17 protein-coding genes are annotated in these 17985 nt (G+C 63.8%); 12 read left to right on the top strand and 5 right to left on the bottom strand.

From position 1 onward, the window contains the following. Positions 1 to 359 precede the first annotated feature (359 nt). The 8 genes from dnaK to RX328_RS00735 all read left to right on the top strand — a co-directional run bounded on the left by dnaK (position 360) and on the right by RX328_RS00735 (position 7604). Complete coding sequence (dnaK, locus tag RX328_RS00770) at positions 360 to 2261, top strand: molecular chaperone DnaK (RefSeq protein WP_213252557.1); 1902 nt, start codon at positions 360 to 362, stop codon at positions 2259 to 2261. A 146-nt stretch (positions 2262 to 2407) separates the two neighbouring features. Then, positions 2408 to 3541, top strand: a complete 1134-nt coding sequence (gene dnaJ / locus RX328_RS00765; protein WP_213252556.1) for a molecular chaperone DnaJ — start codon at positions 2408 to 2410, stop codon at positions 3539 to 3541. Between the two features lie 207 nt (positions 3542 to 3748). Further along, a complete protein-coding gene (locus tag RX328_RS00760) occupies positions 3749 to 4351 on the top strand; it encodes a class I SAM-dependent methyltransferase (protein ID WP_213252555.1) in 603 nt (200 codons plus the stop codon). A gap of 49 nt (positions 4352 to 4400) precedes the next feature. Continuing rightward, entirely contained in the window at positions 4401 to 4979 is a 579-nt protein-coding gene (locus tag RX328_RS00755; protein ID WP_213252554.1) for an NADPH-dependent FMN reductase, read from the top strand. A gap of 6 nt (positions 4980 to 4985) precedes the next feature. Next, positions 4986 to 5696: an orotidine-5'-phosphate decarboxylase gene (gene pyrF, locus RX328_RS00750; protein ID WP_213252553.1), complete on the top strand. Its 711-nt coding sequence runs from the start codon at positions 4986 to 4988 to the stop codon at positions 5694 to 5696. A 20-nt stretch (positions 5697 to 5716) separates the two neighbouring features. After that, entirely contained in the window at positions 5717 to 6019 is a 303-nt protein-coding gene (locus RX328_RS00745) for a DUF1330 domain-containing protein (RefSeq protein ID WP_213252552.1), read from the top strand. 122 nt (positions 6020 to 6141) lie between these two features. Next, positions 6142 to 6957, top strand: coding sequence for a 4-hydroxy-tetrahydrodipicolinate reductase (gene dapB / locus RX328_RS00740; protein ID WP_213252551.1), 816 nt, complete (start codon positions 6142 to 6144; stop codon positions 6955 to 6957). A 23-nt stretch (positions 6958 to 6980) separates the two neighbouring features. Next, on the top strand, positions 6981 to 7604 hold the full coding sequence (locus RX328_RS00735; protein WP_065746367.1) for a 2,3-bisphosphoglycerate-dependent phosphoglycerate mutase: 624 nt from the start codon (positions 6981 to 6983) through the stop codon (positions 7602 to 7604). Positions 7605 to 7741: 137 nt separating this feature from the next. On the opposite strand, the gene RX328_RS00730 is transcribed toward RX328_RS00735, so the two are convergent. Continuing rightward, positions 7742 to 8638 carry a methylated-DNA--[protein]-cysteine S-methyltransferase gene (locus tag RX328_RS00730; RefSeq protein WP_213252615.1) on the bottom strand — a complete coding sequence of 299 codons (897 nt, stop codon included), beginning with the start codon at positions 8636 to 8638 and terminating at the stop codon, positions 7742 to 7744. Between the two features lie 56 nt (positions 8639 to 8694). Then, positions 8695 to 9216: a DUF2244 domain-containing protein gene (locus RX328_RS00725; protein WP_213252550.1), complete on the bottom strand. Its 522-nt coding sequence runs from the start codon at positions 9214 to 9216 to the stop codon at positions 8695 to 8697. A gap of 23 nt (positions 9217 to 9239) precedes the next feature. Between RX328_RS00725 and nth the strand changes: the two genes are divergently transcribed. Beyond that, positions 9240 to 9992 carry an endonuclease III gene (gene nth, locus RX328_RS00720; RefSeq protein WP_213252549.1) on the top strand — a complete coding sequence of 251 codons (753 nt, stop codon included), beginning with the start codon at positions 9240 to 9242 and terminating at the stop codon, positions 9990 to 9992. Positions 9993 to 10236: 244 nt separating this feature from the next. Here nth and RX328_RS00715 read toward each other — a convergent pair whose 3' ends face one another. Next, positions 10237 to 10989, bottom strand: coding sequence for a sulfate transporter family protein (locus RX328_RS00715; protein WP_213252548.1), 753 nt, complete (start codon positions 10987 to 10989; stop codon positions 10237 to 10239). Between the two features lie 123 nt (positions 10990 to 11112). Here RX328_RS00715 and RX328_RS00710 point away from each other — a divergent pair, with 123 nt between their 5' ends. Beyond that, complete coding sequence (locus tag RX328_RS00710) at positions 11113 to 12057, top strand: hydroxymethylglutaryl-CoA lyase (RefSeq protein WP_213252547.1); 945 nt, start codon at positions 11113 to 11115, stop codon at positions 12055 to 12057. Positions 12058 to 12338: 281 nt separating this feature from the next. Here RX328_RS00710 and RX328_RS00705 read toward each other — a convergent pair whose 3' ends face one another. After that, positions 12339 to 14741 carry a heavy metal translocating P-type ATPase gene (locus tag RX328_RS00705; RefSeq protein ID WP_213252546.1) on the bottom strand — a complete coding sequence of 801 codons (2403 nt, stop codon included), beginning with the start codon at positions 14739 to 14741 and terminating at the stop codon, positions 12339 to 12341. A gap of 59 nt (positions 14742 to 14800) precedes the next feature. On the opposite strand from RX328_RS00705, the gene RX328_RS00700 reads away from it, so the two are divergent. Then, entirely contained in the window at positions 14801 to 15076 is a 276-nt protein-coding gene (locus RX328_RS00700) for a metal-sensitive transcriptional regulator (RefSeq protein ID WP_213252545.1), read from the top strand. A gap of 98 nt (positions 15077 to 15174) precedes the next feature. Here the strand turns inward: RX328_RS00700 and nikR are convergent, their stop codons facing one another. After that, positions 15175 to 15621 carry a nickel-responsive transcriptional regulator NikR gene (gene nikR, locus RX328_RS00695; RefSeq protein WP_213252544.1) on the bottom strand — a complete coding sequence of 149 codons (447 nt, stop codon included), beginning with the start codon at positions 15619 to 15621 and terminating at the stop codon, positions 15175 to 15177. A gap of 411 nt (positions 15622 to 16032) precedes the next feature. Between nikR and RX328_RS00690 the strand changes: the two genes are divergently transcribed. Then, a complete protein-coding gene (locus RX328_RS00690) occupies positions 16033 to 17961 on the top strand; it encodes a TonB-dependent receptor domain-containing protein (protein ID WP_249726560.1) in 1929 nt (642 codons plus the stop codon). Positions 17962 to 17985 lie beyond the last annotated feature (24 nt).

Genomic DNA, 17985 nt, shown 5'->3' with positions numbered 1-17985 from the left:
TCTCCGAGCTCTTTTTTGGGCGCTTCCAGCGGCCAAATACCGCGTCCCCTCTCACGGCGGCCGGTCCACGCCGTGAGGATGCTGCGGTATCGCTGTGCAACGCTTCGGGGCGTCACCGATGAACGGGTTGCCAATTTCTTAACGCCGGTCGCGGCGCGGGGCCCGGCCCTAGGCGGCACAATCTTTCAAACGCCAGCCTTTTCAGGCCCTAAGCTTGCGCTCGGTCCTTGCAGGCACAACCCCCCCTCCTATATGAGGCTCACCGTCGCAATATCGCGAGTATTTGAACGTTGGGGGTTCGGTTAGGTGCGCCGTCCAGGGCCCAGCCAACCTGCCGCAAAAAGAAGGATATGAGGACCATGGGAAAGGTCATTGGGATCGATCTCGGCACCACGAATTCGTGTGTCGCCGTAATGGATGGCAAGACTGCAAGAGTCATCGAGAACGCGGAGGGCATGCGCACCACGCCTTCGATCGTTGCCGTCACCGATGACGGCGAGCGCCTCGTCGGCCAGCCCGCAAAGCGCCAGGCGGTGACCAATCCCGAGCGGACGTTCTTTGCGGTGAAGCGCCTGATCGGCCGCCGCTACGACGATCCGATGGTCGAGAAGGACAAGAAGCTCGTCCCCTACAAGATCGTCAAGGCATCGAACGGCGACGCCTGGGTCGAAGCCGACGGCAAGACCTACTCGCCCTCGCAGGTCTCGGCCTTCATCCTGCAGAAGATGAAGGAGACCGCGGAAGCCCATCTCGGCCAAAAAGTCGAGCAGGCCGTCATCACCGTTCCCGCCTACTTCAACGACGCGCAGCGCCAAGCCACCAAGGATGCCGGCAAGATCGCCGGTCTCGAAGTGCTGCGCATCATCAATGAGCCGACAGCGGCAGCGCTGGCCTACGGTCTCGACAAGACGAAGGCGGGCACCATCGCCGTGTACGACCTCGGCGGCGGCACCTTCGATATCTCGATTCTCGAGATCGGCGACGGCGTGTTCGAAGTGAAGTCCACCAACGGCGACACCTTCCTCGGCGGTGAAGATTTCGACATGCGCCTGGTCGGTTATCTCGCCGACGAATTCCAGAAGGAGCAGGGCATCAACCTGCGTAGCGACAAGCTTGCCTTGCAGCGCCTGAAAGAGGCCGCCGAAAAGGCCAAGATCGAGCTGTCTTCGACGACGCAGACCGAAATCAACCTGCCGTTCATCACGGCGGACCAGACCGGGCCGAAGCATCTGACGATGAAATTGACCCGCGCCAAGTTCGAGGCGCTGGTCGACGATCTCGTTCAGAAGACCATTGAGCCCTGCCGCAAGGCGCTAAAGGACGCAGGCCTGACCGCGGCCGAAATCGGTGAAGTGGTGCTGGTCGGCGGCATGACCCGCATGCCGAAGGTCCAGGAGGTCGTGAAGCAGTTGTTCGGCAAGGAGCCGCACAAGGGCGTCAATCCGGACGAAGTCGTCGCCATCGGTGCGGCCATTCAAGCGGGCGTGCTGCAGGGCGACGTCAAGGACGTGCTGCTGCTCGACGTGACGCCGCTGTCGCTCGGCATCGAGACGCTGGGTGGCGTGTTCACCCGCATCATCGACCGCAACACCACGATCCCGACCAAGAAGAGCCAGGTGTTCTCGACCGCCGAGGACAACCAGAATGCGGTCACCATCCGCGTCTTCCAGGGCGAGCGTGAAATGGCGGCCGACAACAAGGTGCTCGGTCAGTTCGACCTGATGGGCATTCCGCCGGCGCCGCGCGGCATGCCGCAGATCGAGGTCACCTTCGACATCGACGCCAACGGCATCGTCAACGTCTCGGCCAGGGACAAGGCGACCGGCAAGGAGCAGCAGATCCGGATTCAGGCATCCGGCGGCCTCTCCGAAGCCGACATCCAGAAGATGGTCAAGGACGCCGAGGCAAACGCGGCCGAGGACAAGAAGCGACGCGAGGCGGTCGACGCCAAGAACCATGCCGACGCGCTGGTGCATTCCACCGAGAAGGCGCTGGCCGAACACGGTTCGAAGGTGGAAGACTCAGAGCGCCGCGCCATCGAGGACGCCGTCAGCGATTTGAAGGAAGCGCTGAAGGGCGACGACGCCGAGGCCATCAAGGCCAAGACCAACACGCTGGCGCAGGCTTCGATGAAGCTCGGCGAGGCCATGTACAAGCAGCAGGCCGAGGCGGATGCCAAGCGGGATGCCGCCAAGGATGACGTGGTCGACGCGGAGTTCACCGAGGTCGACGACGACAAGAACAACAAGAAGTCGGCTTAAAACGGGCTTTCGATCATGACCCTCCTCCAAAGAGCGCGAGCGCTGCGTTCGATGGGTGAGGGTCATTTTTCTTTAAGCCGATGGCTGCATCTTTTTTCGATCGAGGGTGCCTTCGGCATGAAGACGAATTCGGGCGGGTTTGACTGATGTCCACCAAGCGCTGCTATTACGAGACCCTGGAAGTCGATCGGAACGCGGACGAGTCCAAGCTGAAGGCGGCATTCCGCAAGCTGGCGATGAAATGGCATCCGGACAGGAATCCAGGCGATGCCACCAGCGAGATGAAGTTCAAGGAAATCAACGAGGCCTACGAAGTCCTCAAAGACGGCGACAAGCGCGCCGCCTATGACCGCTACGGCCACGCCGCGTTCGAGCAGGGCATGGGCGGCGGCGGTCCTGGCTTCGGCGCCGGCTTCGCCTCGTCGTTTTCAGATATTTTCGAGGACCTGTTCGGCATGGCCGGGCAGCGCGGACGCGGCGGCGGACGCGAGCGCGGTGCCGACCTGCGCTACAACATGGAAATCACGCTGGAGGAAGCCTACCTCGGCAAGACCGCGCAGATCGAAATTCCGGTCTCGGTCACCTGCGAGCCTTGTTCGGGCACCGGCGCGAAGGCCGGCACCAAACCGAAGACCTGCGCGATGTGCGGCGGCGCCGGCCGCGTGCGTCAGGCTCAGGGCTTCTTCACGCTGGAGCGGACCTGCCCTGGCTGTCAGGGCCGCGGCCAGATGATCGAGGACGCCTGCCCGAATTGCTCAGGCACGGGACGGGTGACGCGCGACCGGACGTTGTCGGTCAACATTCCGCCGGGCGTCGAGGACGGCACGCGTATCCGGCTGGCCGGCGAAGGCGAGGCTGGCGTCCGCGGCGGCCCGCCCGGCGACCTCTATATTTTCTTGTCGCTGGCCACCCACGAATTCTTCCAACGCGACGGCGCCGATTTGCACTGTCGGGTTCCGATCTCGATGGTCGCAGCCGCACTCGGCGGCGAATTCGAGGTGCCCACCATCGACAAGGGCAAGACCAAGGTGAAGGTGCCGGCGGGAACGCAGTCCGGCCGCCGTTTCCGCATTGCATCAAAGGGCATGCCGGTGCTCCGCTCGCGCCAGACCGGCGACATGTATGTCCAGGTCATGGTCGAAACGCCGCAAAATCTGACCAAGAAGCAGCAGGAACTGCTCGCCGAGTTCGAAAAGTTGTCCTCCGGGGCAACCCAGCCGGAGGCGGTGGGCTTCTTCACCAAGGTCAAGGACTTCTTCGGCAACCGCGTTGGCTCCTGAACCGCATGCACGTCGCCCGGGCGAGTGCAGGTCTCGTCCGGCAGTCATGATTCATTCAGCTTGCACAGGGTGTTATCGCCGGGTCGCGGGCACTTTGGCGCGTCTGGCGCATCACCGTTTGGCTTGACCATACCCCCGTCGACCTATACGTGTTTGTGACTGTTTTCTGACATCCCGCGCGTCAGCGGGGTCCCGCCTGGTAGCGACATGCCTTTGCAATCGTCCGTGCGTGCGTTGAAGAAGCCTCTCCGTCTCGACGATGAGGTTCGCTTCCTCCGTTCATGGATCGAAAAGCCGCTGCACATGGGCGCGGTGATGCCGTCGAGCAAGATGCTCGCCCGGACCATGGCGCAATATGTCGACGTCTTGTCCGAAGGACCGGTCATCGAACTTGGACCCGGGACCGGCGCGATCACCAATGCGCTGATCGAACATGGTGTCGATCAGAGGCGGCTCGTGCTGGTCGAATACAATCCCGGCTTCTGCGCGCTGCTGCGTGACCGTTATCCCCAGGCCAAGGTGGTGCAGGGCGATGCGTATGCGCTGCGCACCTCGCTTGAGGGCGTGCTGGACGCGCCGGCCTCCGCCGTCATTTCGGGCCTGCCGCTTGTGACCAAACCGATGCTGACGCGCCTGAAACTGATCCGCGACGCGTTCATGGCGCTCGCGCCCGGCGCACCCTTCGTGCAGTTCACCTATTCGGTCGCGCCGCCGATCCCGAAATCGCTGCCGGGCGTGTCCACAGAAGCTTCCGAGCGGATCTGGATGAACCTTCCGCCCGCCCGGGTCTGGGTGTATCGCAAGGGCTAAGCCGCCTGCTCTCGCGCGGCCGGTTAGACCCGAGTGCGATTTCTAAGATATGTCCGCGCTGAAAATCCTCGTGATCCCGGGATCGCTACGGTCAGGCTCGCTCAATGCGAGGCTGGCGGCCGTCGCCGCGCATGAACTGGCGCTGGCCGGCGCCGACGTAACGCGGATCTCGCTCGCCGACTTTCCGCTGCCGATCTATGACGGCGACCTGCAGGCGAAATCGGGCGTGCCGAAACACGCGGTCAACCTGAAGCGAATGATGGCAGGCCATCATGGCGTGCTGATCGTCACGCCGGAATACAATTCCTCGGTGCCGGCATTGGTGAAAAACACCATCGACTGGGTAAGCCGGGTGCAGGACGCACACGAGACCCGCGGCCAGGTGTTTCGCGATCGGGTGTTTGCGATTGCGTCGGCCTCCGGCAACCGGCTCGGCGGCGCCCGCGCGCTGGCCGCGCTGCGGCTGATCCTGTCGGCGTGTCATGCAACCGTAATACCGAACCAGCTTGCGCTGGCGTTCGCCGACGATGCCTATGACGAGATGGACCGCCTGAAGAATGCTGCTGATGCCGAGGGGCTGAAAGCGCTGGTGCGGCAGTTGATCGACATTTCCCAACGCATGATGTGAGGTGACATGCAGCCAGCCAGTATCGCGCCGAAGGATCGGCTGATCGTCGCGCTCGACCTGCCCGGGGTGACTGAAGCGGAAGCGTTGATCGCGCGGCTCGGCGACAGCGTGAGTTTCTACAAGATCGGCTATCAGCTTGCCTATGCCGGCGGATTGCCGCTGGCGCAGCAACTGGCAAAGTCAGGCAAGAAGGTTTTTATCGATCTCAAGCTGCACGACATCGGCAATACGGTGGCGCGCGGCGTGGAGAGCGTGGCAAAATTGGGCGCGACGTTCCTCACCGTGCACGCCTATCCGCAGACCATGAGGGCCGCGGTCGAGGCGCGCGCGGGATCAGGCTTGAAAATTCTCGCCGTCACCGTGCTGACCTCTTATGACGACGGCGACCTGCATGCCGCCGGCTATCGTCTTAACGTTTCCGACCTGGTGGAAGCGCGTGCCCAGCAGGCGCAGGTGCTCGGCGTCGACGGCCTCGTGAGTTCGCCGGAGGAGGCAGCCGCGTTGCGCAAGATCGTCGGTCACCAGATGCATCTGGTGACGCCGGGTATCCGCCCGGCGGGCGCTGCGACCGGCGACCAGAAGCGCATCATGGCGCCGGCCAGGGCGATTGCCGCGGGTGCAGACTATCTGGTGGTCGGACGGCCGATCACGGAAGCCGCCGATCCCAGGCTTGCTGCGGATGCCATTCAGGCGGAAATCAAACAGGCGATCACGTAACAACAAATAAGGAGATTGAGATGGCCAAAGGATACTGGATCGGACGCGTCGACGTTCACAATGATGAGGGCTACAAACCCTACATGGCGGCCAACCCGGCCATCTTCCAGAAATTCGGCGGGCGCTTCATCGTGCGCGGCGGCAAGTTCACCGCGGTCGAAGGCCAATGCCGCTCGCGCAATGTCGTGATCGAATTCGACAGCTATGAGAAGGCGCTGGCCTGCTACAATTCGCCGGAATACCAGGCCAACATCAAGGTGCGGCAGCCGCACTCGATTGCGGACCTCATCGTCATCGAGGGCTATGACGGCCCGCAGCCCTGAGCGCGGCGGGGAAGCATCTTTCTCGGTCATGGCTGGATTGACCCGGCCACGACGGCCGATGGGGCTCTGATTGGTTGCCGGAACGGCCTCGTCCCGCTATAGGGCGTGCAGAGGTAAAAGCCATGGCCGATATGCGATTGATCGTTGCGGGGGCCGGCGGCCGGATGGGCCGTGCGCTGGTGCGCGTCATTTCGGAAACGCCGGGTGCGGTCCTGGTCGGGGCGCTGGAAGCGCCGGGCTCGGAACTTCTGGGCAAGGATGCCGGCGTGCTCGCCGGCCTGCCAGCTAATGGCGTCGAGTTGTCGGCGGACCTCTGGAAATTGTCCGCCAGTGCCGACGGCATTCTGGATTTCACCGTGCCCGCCGCCACCATCGCCAATGTCGCGATCGCCGCCGAACGCGGCCTGGTGCACATCGTCGGAACCACCGGCCTGTCGGCATCAGACATGGCGGTCATCAAGAGCGTCACCTCGCGTGCGGTGGTGGTGCAGTCCGGTAATATGAGCCTCGGCATCAATCTGCTCGCCGCGCTGGTCAAGCGTGTCGCGCAGTCGTTGGACGAAAGTTTTGATATCGAAATCGTCGAGATGCACCACAAGGCGAAGATCGACGCGCCATCGGGCACGGCCTTCCTGCTCGGTGAAGCCGCCGCCGCCGGCCGCGGCGTCGATCTGCACGCCCGCTCCGCGCGCGGCCGCGACGGGCATACCGGCGCGCGGCGGCCGGGCGACATCGGCTTCGCGTCGCTGCGCGGCGGCACCGTCACCGGCGATCATTCTGTGATCTTCGCAGGGCCCATGGAGCGGATCGAACTGACCCACCGCGCCGAGGACCGGACCATGTTTGCGCAGGGCGCCGTCAAGGCGGCGCTGTGGGCGCGGGGCAAGGGGCCCGGCTTCTACACGATGGCCGACGTGCTCGGGTTGGCCGACTTCTAACCATCGAAAAACGGAAATCTGGAATGAGCGATCGTCTTCTCGTGCTCGTGCGGCACGGCCAGAGCGACTGGAATTTGAAGAACCTGTTCACCGGCTGGAAGGATCCTGATCTCTCCGAACTCGGTGTCTCCGAGGCAAAAGAGGCTGGCCGCAAGCTGAAGGCGCAGGGACTGACGTTCGATGTCGCCTTTACCTCGGTGCTGAAGCGGGCGCAGCGCACGCTCGACCTGGCGCTGGCCGAGATCGGCCAGACCGGATTGCCGACCAAATGCGATCTGGCGCTCAACGAACGCGATTACGGCGACCTCTCGGGACTCAACAAGGATGACGCCCGCAAGAAATGGGGTGAGGAGCAGGTCTTGATCTGGCGCCGCTCCTATGACGTGCCGCCGCCCGGCGGCGAAAGCCTCAAGGACACGCTGGCGCGCGCGCTGCCGTATTACGTGCAGGAGATTCTGCCTGGCGTGCTGCGAGGCGAGCGCACGCTGGTCGCCGCCCACGGCAACTCGCTGCGCGCGCTGATCATGGTGCTGGAGAAGTTGACGCCCGAGCAGATCTTGAAGCGCGAACTCGCAACCGGCGCGCCGGTGATCTACCGGCTCAATGCCGATTCGACGGTCGCGTCGAAGCTCGATCTGGCGGCGTGAGCACACTTCGACCCGTCATCCTGAGGTGCGAGCACTTGCGAGCCTCGAAGGATGAGCGGCCGGGCCCGTCGCCCTTCGAGACGCCGCCTTGCGGCCTCCTCAGGGTGACGGGAATTGGCTTGGGTGCGCCTTGATCGCTAGTGCATCCCAACCTGCCCCGCTTCCCAGCCGAGCATCGCCTGCTTGCGCGTGATGCCCCAGTGATACCCGGTGAGCGCGCCGCCTTTGCCGAGGGCGCGATGGCAGGGCACCACGAACGATACCGGGTTGCGGCCGACCGCGGCGCCGACCGCGCGCGAGGCTTTCGGGCTTTTGATCTTGGTGGCGATGTCGGAATAACAGACCGCGCGGCCCATCGGGATCTTCAATAGCGTCTCCCACACCCGCACCTCGAAGTCGGTGCCGATCAGCACCACGCGCAGCGGCTGATCCGCTCGCCACAGCCGCGTATCGAAAATACGTTGCGCGAGGCCGACGGTGCCGTCATGGTCCTCGACATAGGTCGCATTTGGCCAGCGCCGCTTCATGTCGGCGAACGCCGTCGGCTCGTCGCCGGGATCGGCGAAGGCAAGCCCCGCAAGGCCTCGCTCGCTCGCGATCACGATGGCCGTGCCGAATGGTGAAGCATGGAACCCGTAACTCAGCGTCATGCCGGCGCCGCCATTCTTCCACTCGCCCGGCGACATCGCTTCATGGGTGACGAAGAGATCATGCAGCCGCCCCGGGCCAGACAGCCCCGAGTCGAGCGCGGCATCAAGCACGCTCGCGGAATCGCGCAACAAGCCCTTCGCATGGTCCAGAGTAAGCGCCTGCATAAACGCCTTCGGCGTCAGTCCGGCCCAGCGGCGGAATAGATGGTGCAGTTCGTCCGGCGTCACGGCGGCGGCATCCGCCATCGCCTCAATGGTCGGCTGCGTGCGCCAATGCTCCGAAATGAACGCGATGGCGCGGCGCACCGAATCGTAATCGCGCAGCGCGGCGCTCTGGTGGCCCGGCTTGGCCAGGCGCTGGTCATGTATGGCTGATATCATCATGGGGTCTGATTTAGGGCGCATGCGGCCTCCAAACCACCCGATTTCCGACAAGCACCTCAAGCCACCGGATTATAGGTCGGCCCGCGCTTGGCGACCTGTAGCGCGGCCAATAAGGCTTTGGCAAAGCTAGCTTTTTCGTCGGGTCCCAGAACTTGGCCGATCGACATCCGGCGGCCGCGGGAGACCAGGTAAAGCCGCTCGATGCCGAATTCCGGGTCGCCGGTCTGCTCTAACTGCACCCAAAGCGGATTGCACGACCATTCCATCAGATGGCCGCGATGGCTGACCCGCCGGACGCGCAACTCCGTTGGCGTCACCATGATGTCCTCGGTGGCATCAGCGCTGCGAAAATTGATCCGGAACGCCCAGTAGATCACCAGCAAATCAAGGCCGAAAAAACCGACCACTGGCCAGGCGCCCATCAGCAAGAATGCGATGCCGGCGACAAAGCTCACGACGCTGATGAAAATCATCAGTACCAAAAACCCGGTGCGGTTCAGCGAGCGATGCGGCGTCACCCGCGCCGAAAACAGTGTCGGCTGGTCAAGCGCCGGATCAAAGTCGTTGCCTGCGGTCATCGCGTATCAGTATATCCCCGATCATGGCCAAAATCATCCGCGCTTCCGGCGCCAAGACCAGTGTTCCGTCCGTGCCAAAGAAGCCGGCAAAGAAGGTCGCCAAGGCGGTGTCCAAGGCGAAGAAATCGCGGAAGCCGAAACCCTGGACGCCGGCCGAGATCCACGAAGCCTTCAGCCGATTTCGCAAGGCCAATCCGGAGCCGAAGGGCGAGCTCGAACATCTCAACCCCTACACGCTGCTGGTGGCGGTGGTGCTATCGGCGCAGGCGACCGACGCCGGCGTCAACAAGGCGACGCGCGCGCTGTTTGCAGTGGCCGATACGCCGGAGAAGATGCTGGCGCTCGGCGAAAACAAGGTGCGCGACTACATCAGGACCATCGGGCTCTATCGCAACAAGGCGAAAAACGTCATCGCACTATCGCAAAAGCTGATCGATGAATTCGGCGGCCAGGTGCCGCGCACCCGCGCTGAGATCGAATCGCTGCCCGGCGCCGGGCGTAAGACCGCCAACGTCGTGCTCAACATGGCCTATGGCGAACACACCATGGCGGTCGATACGCATGTGTTCCGCGTCGGCAATCGTACCGGGCTCGCGTCCGGCAACACGCCGCTCGAAGTCGAGCTCGGGCTGGAAAAGGTGATTCCGCCGGAATTCATGCGGCACGCCCATCACTGGCTGATCCTGCACGGGCGCTATACCTGCCTCGCCCGCAAGCCGCGCTGCGAGGTCTGCTTGATCAACGATCTGTGTCGGTGGCCGGAAAAGACGGTGTGAGGTGGGGCGTCATTGCGAGGAGCAAGGCGACGAAGCAATCCATCTATCCCCGGGCGGAGAGGTGGATTGCTTCGCGGAGCCTGTCATGGGGCGCGCATTCGCGCGACCCGTTGGCTCGCAATGACGAGTTTGAGGCACTTGCTCCACCCTCATCATGAGGAGCCGCGTTAGGCCGCGTCTCGAAGGATGGCCCGCGGGCCTCATGGTTCGAGACGCGCGAAAACGCGCTCCTCACCATGAGGGGCTAGATCACCGGCATGCCTGGCTTGCGCGCCGGTTCGATCAACTCTGGCCGCGGGCCGGACAGGCGTTTGTGCATGTGGACCATGAAGGCCATGCCGAACAGCGGCGTCGCCAGATTGATGATCGGGATCGACACGAAGGCGGCGATGAACAGGCCCGCGGTAAACACGGTCGCCGCATGATCCTTGCGCATCGCCTTGGCTTCCGCCGGCGGGCGAAAGCGCATGGCGGCGAGTTCGAAATATTCGCGGCCCAGCAGCCACGCCGTAGCGATGAAGAAGATCAGGAAGCCCGCGCCTGCGAACAGCACGAAGGGCAGGGCGATCAGATAGACCAGAATGGTGAGCAGCGCGGTCTTGATGCCCTCGGGAATCGCGATGCCGAGCGGCAGCGCGTCGCCGGAACGCTCGGCTGGATAATGCTCGCGCTCGACATGCTCGGCGACGTCATCGACAAACACGCTCGCAACCAGCGAGGTGACCGCCGGCATCAAGAAGATCCCGCCGAGCACGACGCCAAGTCCGGCCGCGATCGAGATGATCCAGGAAAGGATATTGAGCGACGTGTGGAAGCCCGGGCCGAGCATCGCCTCGGCCCAGACTTCGCCGTACTCAGCGAACCAGCTCAATGCGCGCTGCAAGCCGACGGCCAGCACCGTGATCAGCACCAGCGCCAGCCCGATCGAGCGCCACAGGATGGTGCGCATCGGCGGCGAGAGGATCTGCGAAAGCGCCTTGACGGCGGCATCCAACATGGCGGTTCTGCCTCTTGTGAAAAAGCCCTCGCGAGAGGTAGATAGCCGCAACGGCTTCGGCAAGAGCCTGCCGGCTCCCGGGAGGCGAGACTACCGTCAAAAACAACGCCGCATGAGGCTGCCATGACCCGTGTTGAGGAGATTTATCCCGACAACAAGATCGTGCTGCGCGAGGTGGGCCTGCGCGATGGGCTGCAGCTCGTGAAGACGTTTCCGTCCACCTCCGCCAAGCAGCGCTGGATGCGTGAGGAGTATGCCGCGGGTGTGCGCCATTTCGAGGTTGGCTCGTTTCTGCCGCAAAAGACGTTTCCGCAATTTGCCGATGTGCGCGACATCATCGGGACCGTGGCGTCGCTGCCTGGCGCCTACGGCATCGCGCTGACGCTGAACGAGCGTGGCGTCAACGAGGCGCTGGCGTCTGGCGTGGCCGAAGTGGCAACCGTGGTCTCGGCAACCGAGGAACACAGCCAGGCCAACGCCAACCGGTCGCGCGCGTCAGCTGTCGCCAACGTCAGGCGGCTCTGCGAATTGCGCGACGCCAGCGCGCACAGACCGGTGGTGAACGCCGCGATTTCGATGGCGCTGGGCTGTTCGATCGTCGGGCCGGTAGACCCTGCGGAAGTGCTACGGCTGACGGAGAAATTGTTCGAGGTCGGCGTCGACATGGTCGCGATCGCCGACACCGTCGGCTATGCCGGGCCGAAACAGGTCGGCGAACTGGTCGCCGGCGCAGTGAAGATCGCCGGTGCAAAGCCGATCTGCATTCACCTGCACGACACGCGCGGCATGGGAATCGCCAACGCCTCCGCCGCGCTCGATGCCGGCGCGCGCGTGCTCGATGGGTCGCTCGGTGGCCTCGGCGGCTGCCCGTTCGCGCCGGGCGCGACCGGCAACGTGGTGTTCGAGGATCTGGTGTTTCTGTGCGAGAGCAAGGGATTTAACACCGGCATCGATATCGAGAAGCTGATCGCCGTGCGCGGAATCCTGAAATCGGAAATGCCTGACGAGACGCTGTATGGCGGGCTGGCGCGGGCCGGATTGCCGCGCGGGAGGGCAAGGGCGGCGTGATGGGCGTCGACTGAGTGGGTTTGCAACGACGCTTCTACACGGGAGGTATGTTCCCTCCCCCCTTGCGGGGGAGGGTTAGGGAGAGGGGTGGCCGCATCGGCGGCGCTCAACGTTCAACCAGAATCGTGCTGGGAAGATCGACAATCTCTTCGGTCGGTGCGCGTGGAGAGAACCCCTCTCCCCAACCCGCCGCAAGGGGGGAGAGAGCTCACCGCCCGTGCGGCGAAAGTGTCGCACTTTACGCAATGCCGCTAAGAACGTAATGCCGCTGAGACCGCGCACTACAGCCGCGTCATCCGCAATCGCAGCGCGTTGCCGACAACGCTGACCGACGATAGCGCCATCGCAGCCGCCGCGATGATCGGTGACAGCAACAGGCCGAACGCGGGATAGAGAATGCCGGCGGCGATCGGGATGCCGGCGGCGTTATAGATGAAGGCGAAGAACAGGTTCTGCCTGATATTGCGCATGGTCGCCTGCGACAGCCGGCGGGCGCGGACAATGCCGCCGAGGTCTCCCTTCAGCAACGTGACGCCGGCGCTTTCCATTGCAACATCCGTTCCCGTGCCCATCGCAATGCCGACTTCGGCTGCGGCGAGCGCCGGCGCGTCGTTGACGCCGTCGCCGGCCATCGCAACGATCTTGCCCGCCTTCTGCAGTTTTGCGACCACCGCGCTCTTTTGATCGGGCAGCACTTCCGCTTCGACCTCGGCGATACCGAGGCCGCGTGCGACGGCGTTCGCAGTGGTTTTGTTGTCGCCCGTCAGCATGATGACCTTGATGCCCTCGGCCGCCAGTGCCTTCAGCGCGTCAGGTGTCGATGCCTTCACCGGGTCGGCGATCGCGAACAATCCCGCGAGGTTGCCGTCAACCGCCATGTTGATCACGGTCGCGCCGTCGCCGCGCAGACGTTCGCCCTGATCGTTCAACGCGCTGGCATCGATGCCGAGGGACTGCAGGAAGTTCGCGTTGCCGAGCACGATGATCTTGCCGTCGACCTTGCCAGTGGCTCCCTTACCGGTCGGCGAGTCGAACGCTTCGATCTTGCCGAGATCCAGATTGCGTTCCCTCGCCGCCCGCACGATGGCGTCGGCGAGCGGATGTTCGCTGGCCCGCTCGACGCTCGCCGCCAGCCGCAGGATATCGGTCTCGCTAAATCCCGCTGCCGTTACGACGGTGACCACCTTCGGCTTGCCCTCGGTCAGCGTGCCCGTCTTGTCGACCACCAGCGTGTCGACCTTTTCCATGCGCTCGAGCGCTTCGGCGTTCTTGATCAGAACGCCGGCCTGGGCGCCGTGGCCGACGCCGACCATGATTGACATCGGCGTGGCGAGGCCGAGCGCGCAGGGGCAGGCGATGATGAGAACGCTGACGGCGGCGACAAGGCCAAATGTCATGCGCGGCTCCGGTCCGAACCAGGCCCAAGCGCCGAAGGCGATCAGCGCCACGACGATGACGACAGGCACGAACCAGCCGGAAACCTGATCGGCCAGCCGCTGGATCGGCGCGCGGGATCGCTGCGCGTCCGCCACCATCTTGACGATCTGCGACAGCAGCGTGTCCCGCCCGACCTTGTCCGCGCGCATGATGAAGCCGCCGGACTGGTTGAGCGTGCCTGCGATAACCTTGCTGCCAAGTTCCTTGGTCACCGGCATGGATTCGCCCGTTACCAGCGACTCATCGAGCGAGGAGCGGCCCTCGAGGATGACGCCGTCGACCGGCACCTTTTCGCCGGGCCGGACCCGCAATTTGTCCCCCACCGCCAACGCATCAATCTCGACCTCATGATCGGCGCCGTCGTCGCCGATCCGGCGCGCCGTCTTCGGCGCAAGCTGCAGCAGCGCCTTGATTGCGCCTGATGTCGCCTCGCGGGCACGGAGTTCGAGCACCTGGCCGAGCAGCACGAGCACGGTGATAACCGCCGCCGCTTCGAAATAGACTGCGACCGCACCGCCATGGCCGCGGAAGGTAGCCGGGAACATGCCGGGCGCAACGGTGCCGATCACGCTGTAGACATAAGCTACACCCGTGCCCATCGCGATCAGCGTGAACATGTTGAGATTGCGCGTCACCAGCGACTGCCAGCCGCGCACGAAGAACGGCCAGCCGGCCCAGAGCACGACCGGCGTGGCGAAGGCGAACTGAATCCAGTTCGACAGCGTCTGGTCGACCCAGCCATGGCCGCCGACGAGATGGCCGCCCATTTCCAGGACGACGGCCGGCAGCGCAAGCACGAGGCCGATCCAGAAGCGGCGCGTCATGTCCGCGAGCTCCGGATTGGGCGGCGCATCGAGGCTTGCCACCTCCGGCTCCAGCGCCATGCCGCAGATCGGGCAGCTTCCGGGACCGACCTGGCGGATCTCCGGGTGCATCGGGCAGGTGTAGATCGTGCCCTCCGGCACGGCTGCCTTCGGTGCCTTGTTCTTCTCGAGATAAGCGGCGGGATCGGCGGAGAATTTGGTCCGGCAGCCGGCTGAGCAGAAATGAAAGGTCTCGCCGTGATAGTCGAAGCGGTGCTTGCTGGTCGCGGGGTCGACGCTCATGCCGCAGACGGGATCGCGCACGGTCGCCGAACCGGCGGCTTGATGGCCGTGGTGGCTGTGGCTGGCGTGGCCATGCCCGCCACAGCATGCGCCGTTCGAAGCGCCGTTTCGATCAGCGTTTCCATTCTTGTTCTTCATCATCTTCGGCCCTTGAAACCTATGCCCTTGAAACCTATACCCTGTAGGGGTATATAGGCCGCATGCGAAAAGACATCAAGGCATCCTGTCAGAAACGTCTCAGCCGGATCGAGGGCCAGGTGCGCGGCCTGTCACGAATGGTTGATGAAGACCGTTACTGCATCGACATCGTCACCCAGATCTCCGCCGTCCGGGCCGCGCTGCGGCGCGTCGAGGAGGAGGTGTTGCGGGATCACGTGTCGCACTGCGTTGAACACGCCATCACCAGCGGCAACAAGGCCGACCAGCGCGAAAAGATCGCCGAACTGATGGACGTGATCAGCCGTTCCGACAGGTAGCGCGTATTCGTAGCCCGGATGGAGCGAAGCGAAATCCGGGACTATTCTCCGAGGATCCGCTGATCCCGGACTGCGCTTCGCTCCATCCGGGCTACGCCCTAGTCGTGGCGATGGCCGTGCTTGCGCGCCTTTAGCTTCTTATCCGCCGCCGTCGGGATCATCACCACGCGGCCATAGCGCACGCCGCGCTCGGCGATGATGTGATCGGCCAAGTGCCGGACCTCGCCGCTCGCGCCTTTCAGCGCCGTCACCTCCATACAAGAATCTTCATCGAGATGCACATGCAGCGTCGCCAGCGACAGATCGTGGTGGCCGTGGAAATTCTGCACCAGCCGCTTTGAGAGGTCGCGCGCGGCATGATCGTAGACGTAGACCAGTGCGGCGACGCATTGGCCGGAGGGTGTTGCGTCCTCGGCGCTTTGCTGCAGGCCAGCCCGGGCGAGATCGCGGATGATCTCGGAGCGGTTCTGATAGCCGCGGGCTTCCGCCGCCGCATCGATCTCGGCGAGCAGCTCGTCTTCGATCGTGATCGTAATCCGTTGCATGGAAAATTCCGTTCTGACCTGCAGTATGATATTCCTGTTGTATCGTCATACTGCGCTTGCTAGCGTGACGCGCCGGGTTAAGTCGAACTGATGCGGTCGCGCGCCGATTGTAGCAGTTATCATGCAGGGGCATGAGCGTTGCGTCGATCTGCTTGGGGGCCATTTTGCGCCGCCGCATCAGTGCTCGCGGCGGTGTCGCCGGCGGACGCGCAGAGCGTCGCTGCCCCAGGGGCAGACTGGCTTCCCGCTGTGACCATCAATCCTCCCGAAGCGCGGCCGCGCATCCGGGCCAAGCCGCCGCGCTCTCACCAAGCCGTCCGAAATTCCTCCGCCGTTCAACCGGACGCACCTGTTCTGCCGCCCGTCAGCGGCGGCGTGACGTCCGGCTCCGCGACGGCGGGGCCGGCATACTTGGAACCGACCGCAGCCAGCGCCACGACAATCAGCGGCACGGAGGTGAACGCCCGGCCTTTTTCGCGCGTCGGCGAAGCATTGGAGGTGGTGCCGGGGCTGATCGTGACCCAGCATTCCGGCGAGGGCAAAGCCAACCAGTATTTTCTGCGCGGCTTCAATCTCGATCACGGCACCGATCTCGCTATCAGTGTCGACGGCATGCCGGTCAACATGCCGAGCCATGGCCACGGCCAGGGCTATGCCGACATCAACTTCCTGATTCCGGAGCTGGTGCGGTCGGTCAGTGTCCGCAAGGGACCTTACTTCGCCGACCAAGGCGACTTCGCGTCCGCGGGCGCTGTCGCCATCGACTATGTCAACAGGCTGCCGAAGAACATCGCCGAATTGACGTTCGGCAGTTTTGGTTATCGCCGCGCACTGGCGGCGGGATCGACAGCGGTCGGCGCGGGCGCCTTGCTCGCCGCCTTCGAGGGTGTCGCGAATAATGGTCCATGGGACGTGCCCGACAATGTGCGCAAGCTCAACGGCGTGCTGCGCTACAGCCAGGGCACCGCGACCGACGGCTTTACGTTGTCGGCCATGGCCTATTCCAACAGCTGGAATTCGACCGACCAGGTGGCGCAGCGCGCGATCTATCAGGGCGTGATCGGGCGGTTCGGGACGCTCGATCCGACCGATGGCGGCATCTCAAGCCGGTTCTCGCTGTCGAGCAATTGGGCGCAATCGAGCGAATACGGGCAGAGCAAGATCAACGCCTATGCGATCAACTCGTCGCTGCGGCTCTACAACAACTTCACCTATTTTCTCGACGATCCCGTCAATGGCGATCAGTTCAGCCAGATGGACCGGCGCACGGTCTATGGTCTTAACGCCAGCCACGCCTTCGATGTACGCGTGGGCGGCATCGAAACGCAGACCCGCGCCGGATTGCAGACGCGCGGCGACGATATTCGTGTCGGCCTGTTCAAGACGTTGCAGCGCGAGATGCTTTCGACCGTTCGCGAAGACAGCGTGAGGGAAGGTAACGTTGGCCTATGGGCCGACACGACGGCGCGCTGGACCGACTGGCTGCGCACCACGGTCGGCATCCGCGAGGATTATTTTGCGGGGAGGGTGCTGAGCGATACGGCGCAAAATTCCGGCAACGCACAGGCGTCAATGACGAGTCCTAAAGCAGGCATTGTGTTGGGGCCGTGGCACCGGACCGAGTTCTACGGCAATGCCGGCTACGGCCTGCACTCCAACGATATCAGAGGTGCGACCATCACCGTCGATCCGATCGACAAGGTGACGCCGCAGGATCGCGTGCCGTTGCTGGTGCGGTCGAAGGGTGGTGAAATCGGCATCCGCACCAAAGCGATTGAAGGCCTTACCAGCTCGCTTGCGGTGTTCATGCTGGATTTCGATTCCGAGTTGCTGTTCGTCGGCGACGCCGGCACCACCGAAGCCAGCCGGCCGAGCCGACGCGTCGGCGTGGAATGGACCAACCAGTACCAAATGCTGCCGTGGATGCGGCTCGACTTCGATGTCGCTTACACCTGCGCCCGCTTCACCGATGTCGATTCCGCCGGCAACTTCATCCCGGGCGCGCCGGCATGGGTCGCAGGCGGCGGCGTAACGTTCGGCGGCGAGGCCGGCTGGTTCGGCGCGCTGCGGGGACGCTATTTCGGCCCGCGTCCCCTGATCGAGGACGACAGCGTCCGCTCGCAATCATCGCTGATCTTCAATGCACGCGCGGGCTACAAATTCGACAATGGCCTGCGGCTGCAGCTCGACTTGCTTAATCTCTTCAATGCGAAGACTAACCAGATCGAGTACTACTACCTGTCGCGATTGCCAGGCGAGCCGATCGGCGGCGTGGCTGACCGGCATGTCCATCCTGCCGAGCCGCTCGCGGTGAGACTGACGCTGGCGGGGAGATTTTAGGAATCTTGTAGCCCGGATGGAGCG

The organism is Bradyrhizobium sp. sBnM-33 (assembly GCF_032917945.1).
Classification (GTDB): Bacteria; Pseudomonadota; Alphaproteobacteria; order Rhizobiales; family Xanthobacteraceae; genus Bradyrhizobium.
Note: the sequence above shows the minus strand (reverse complement) of the source record. Positions and strands in the feature narration are given on the sequence as shown.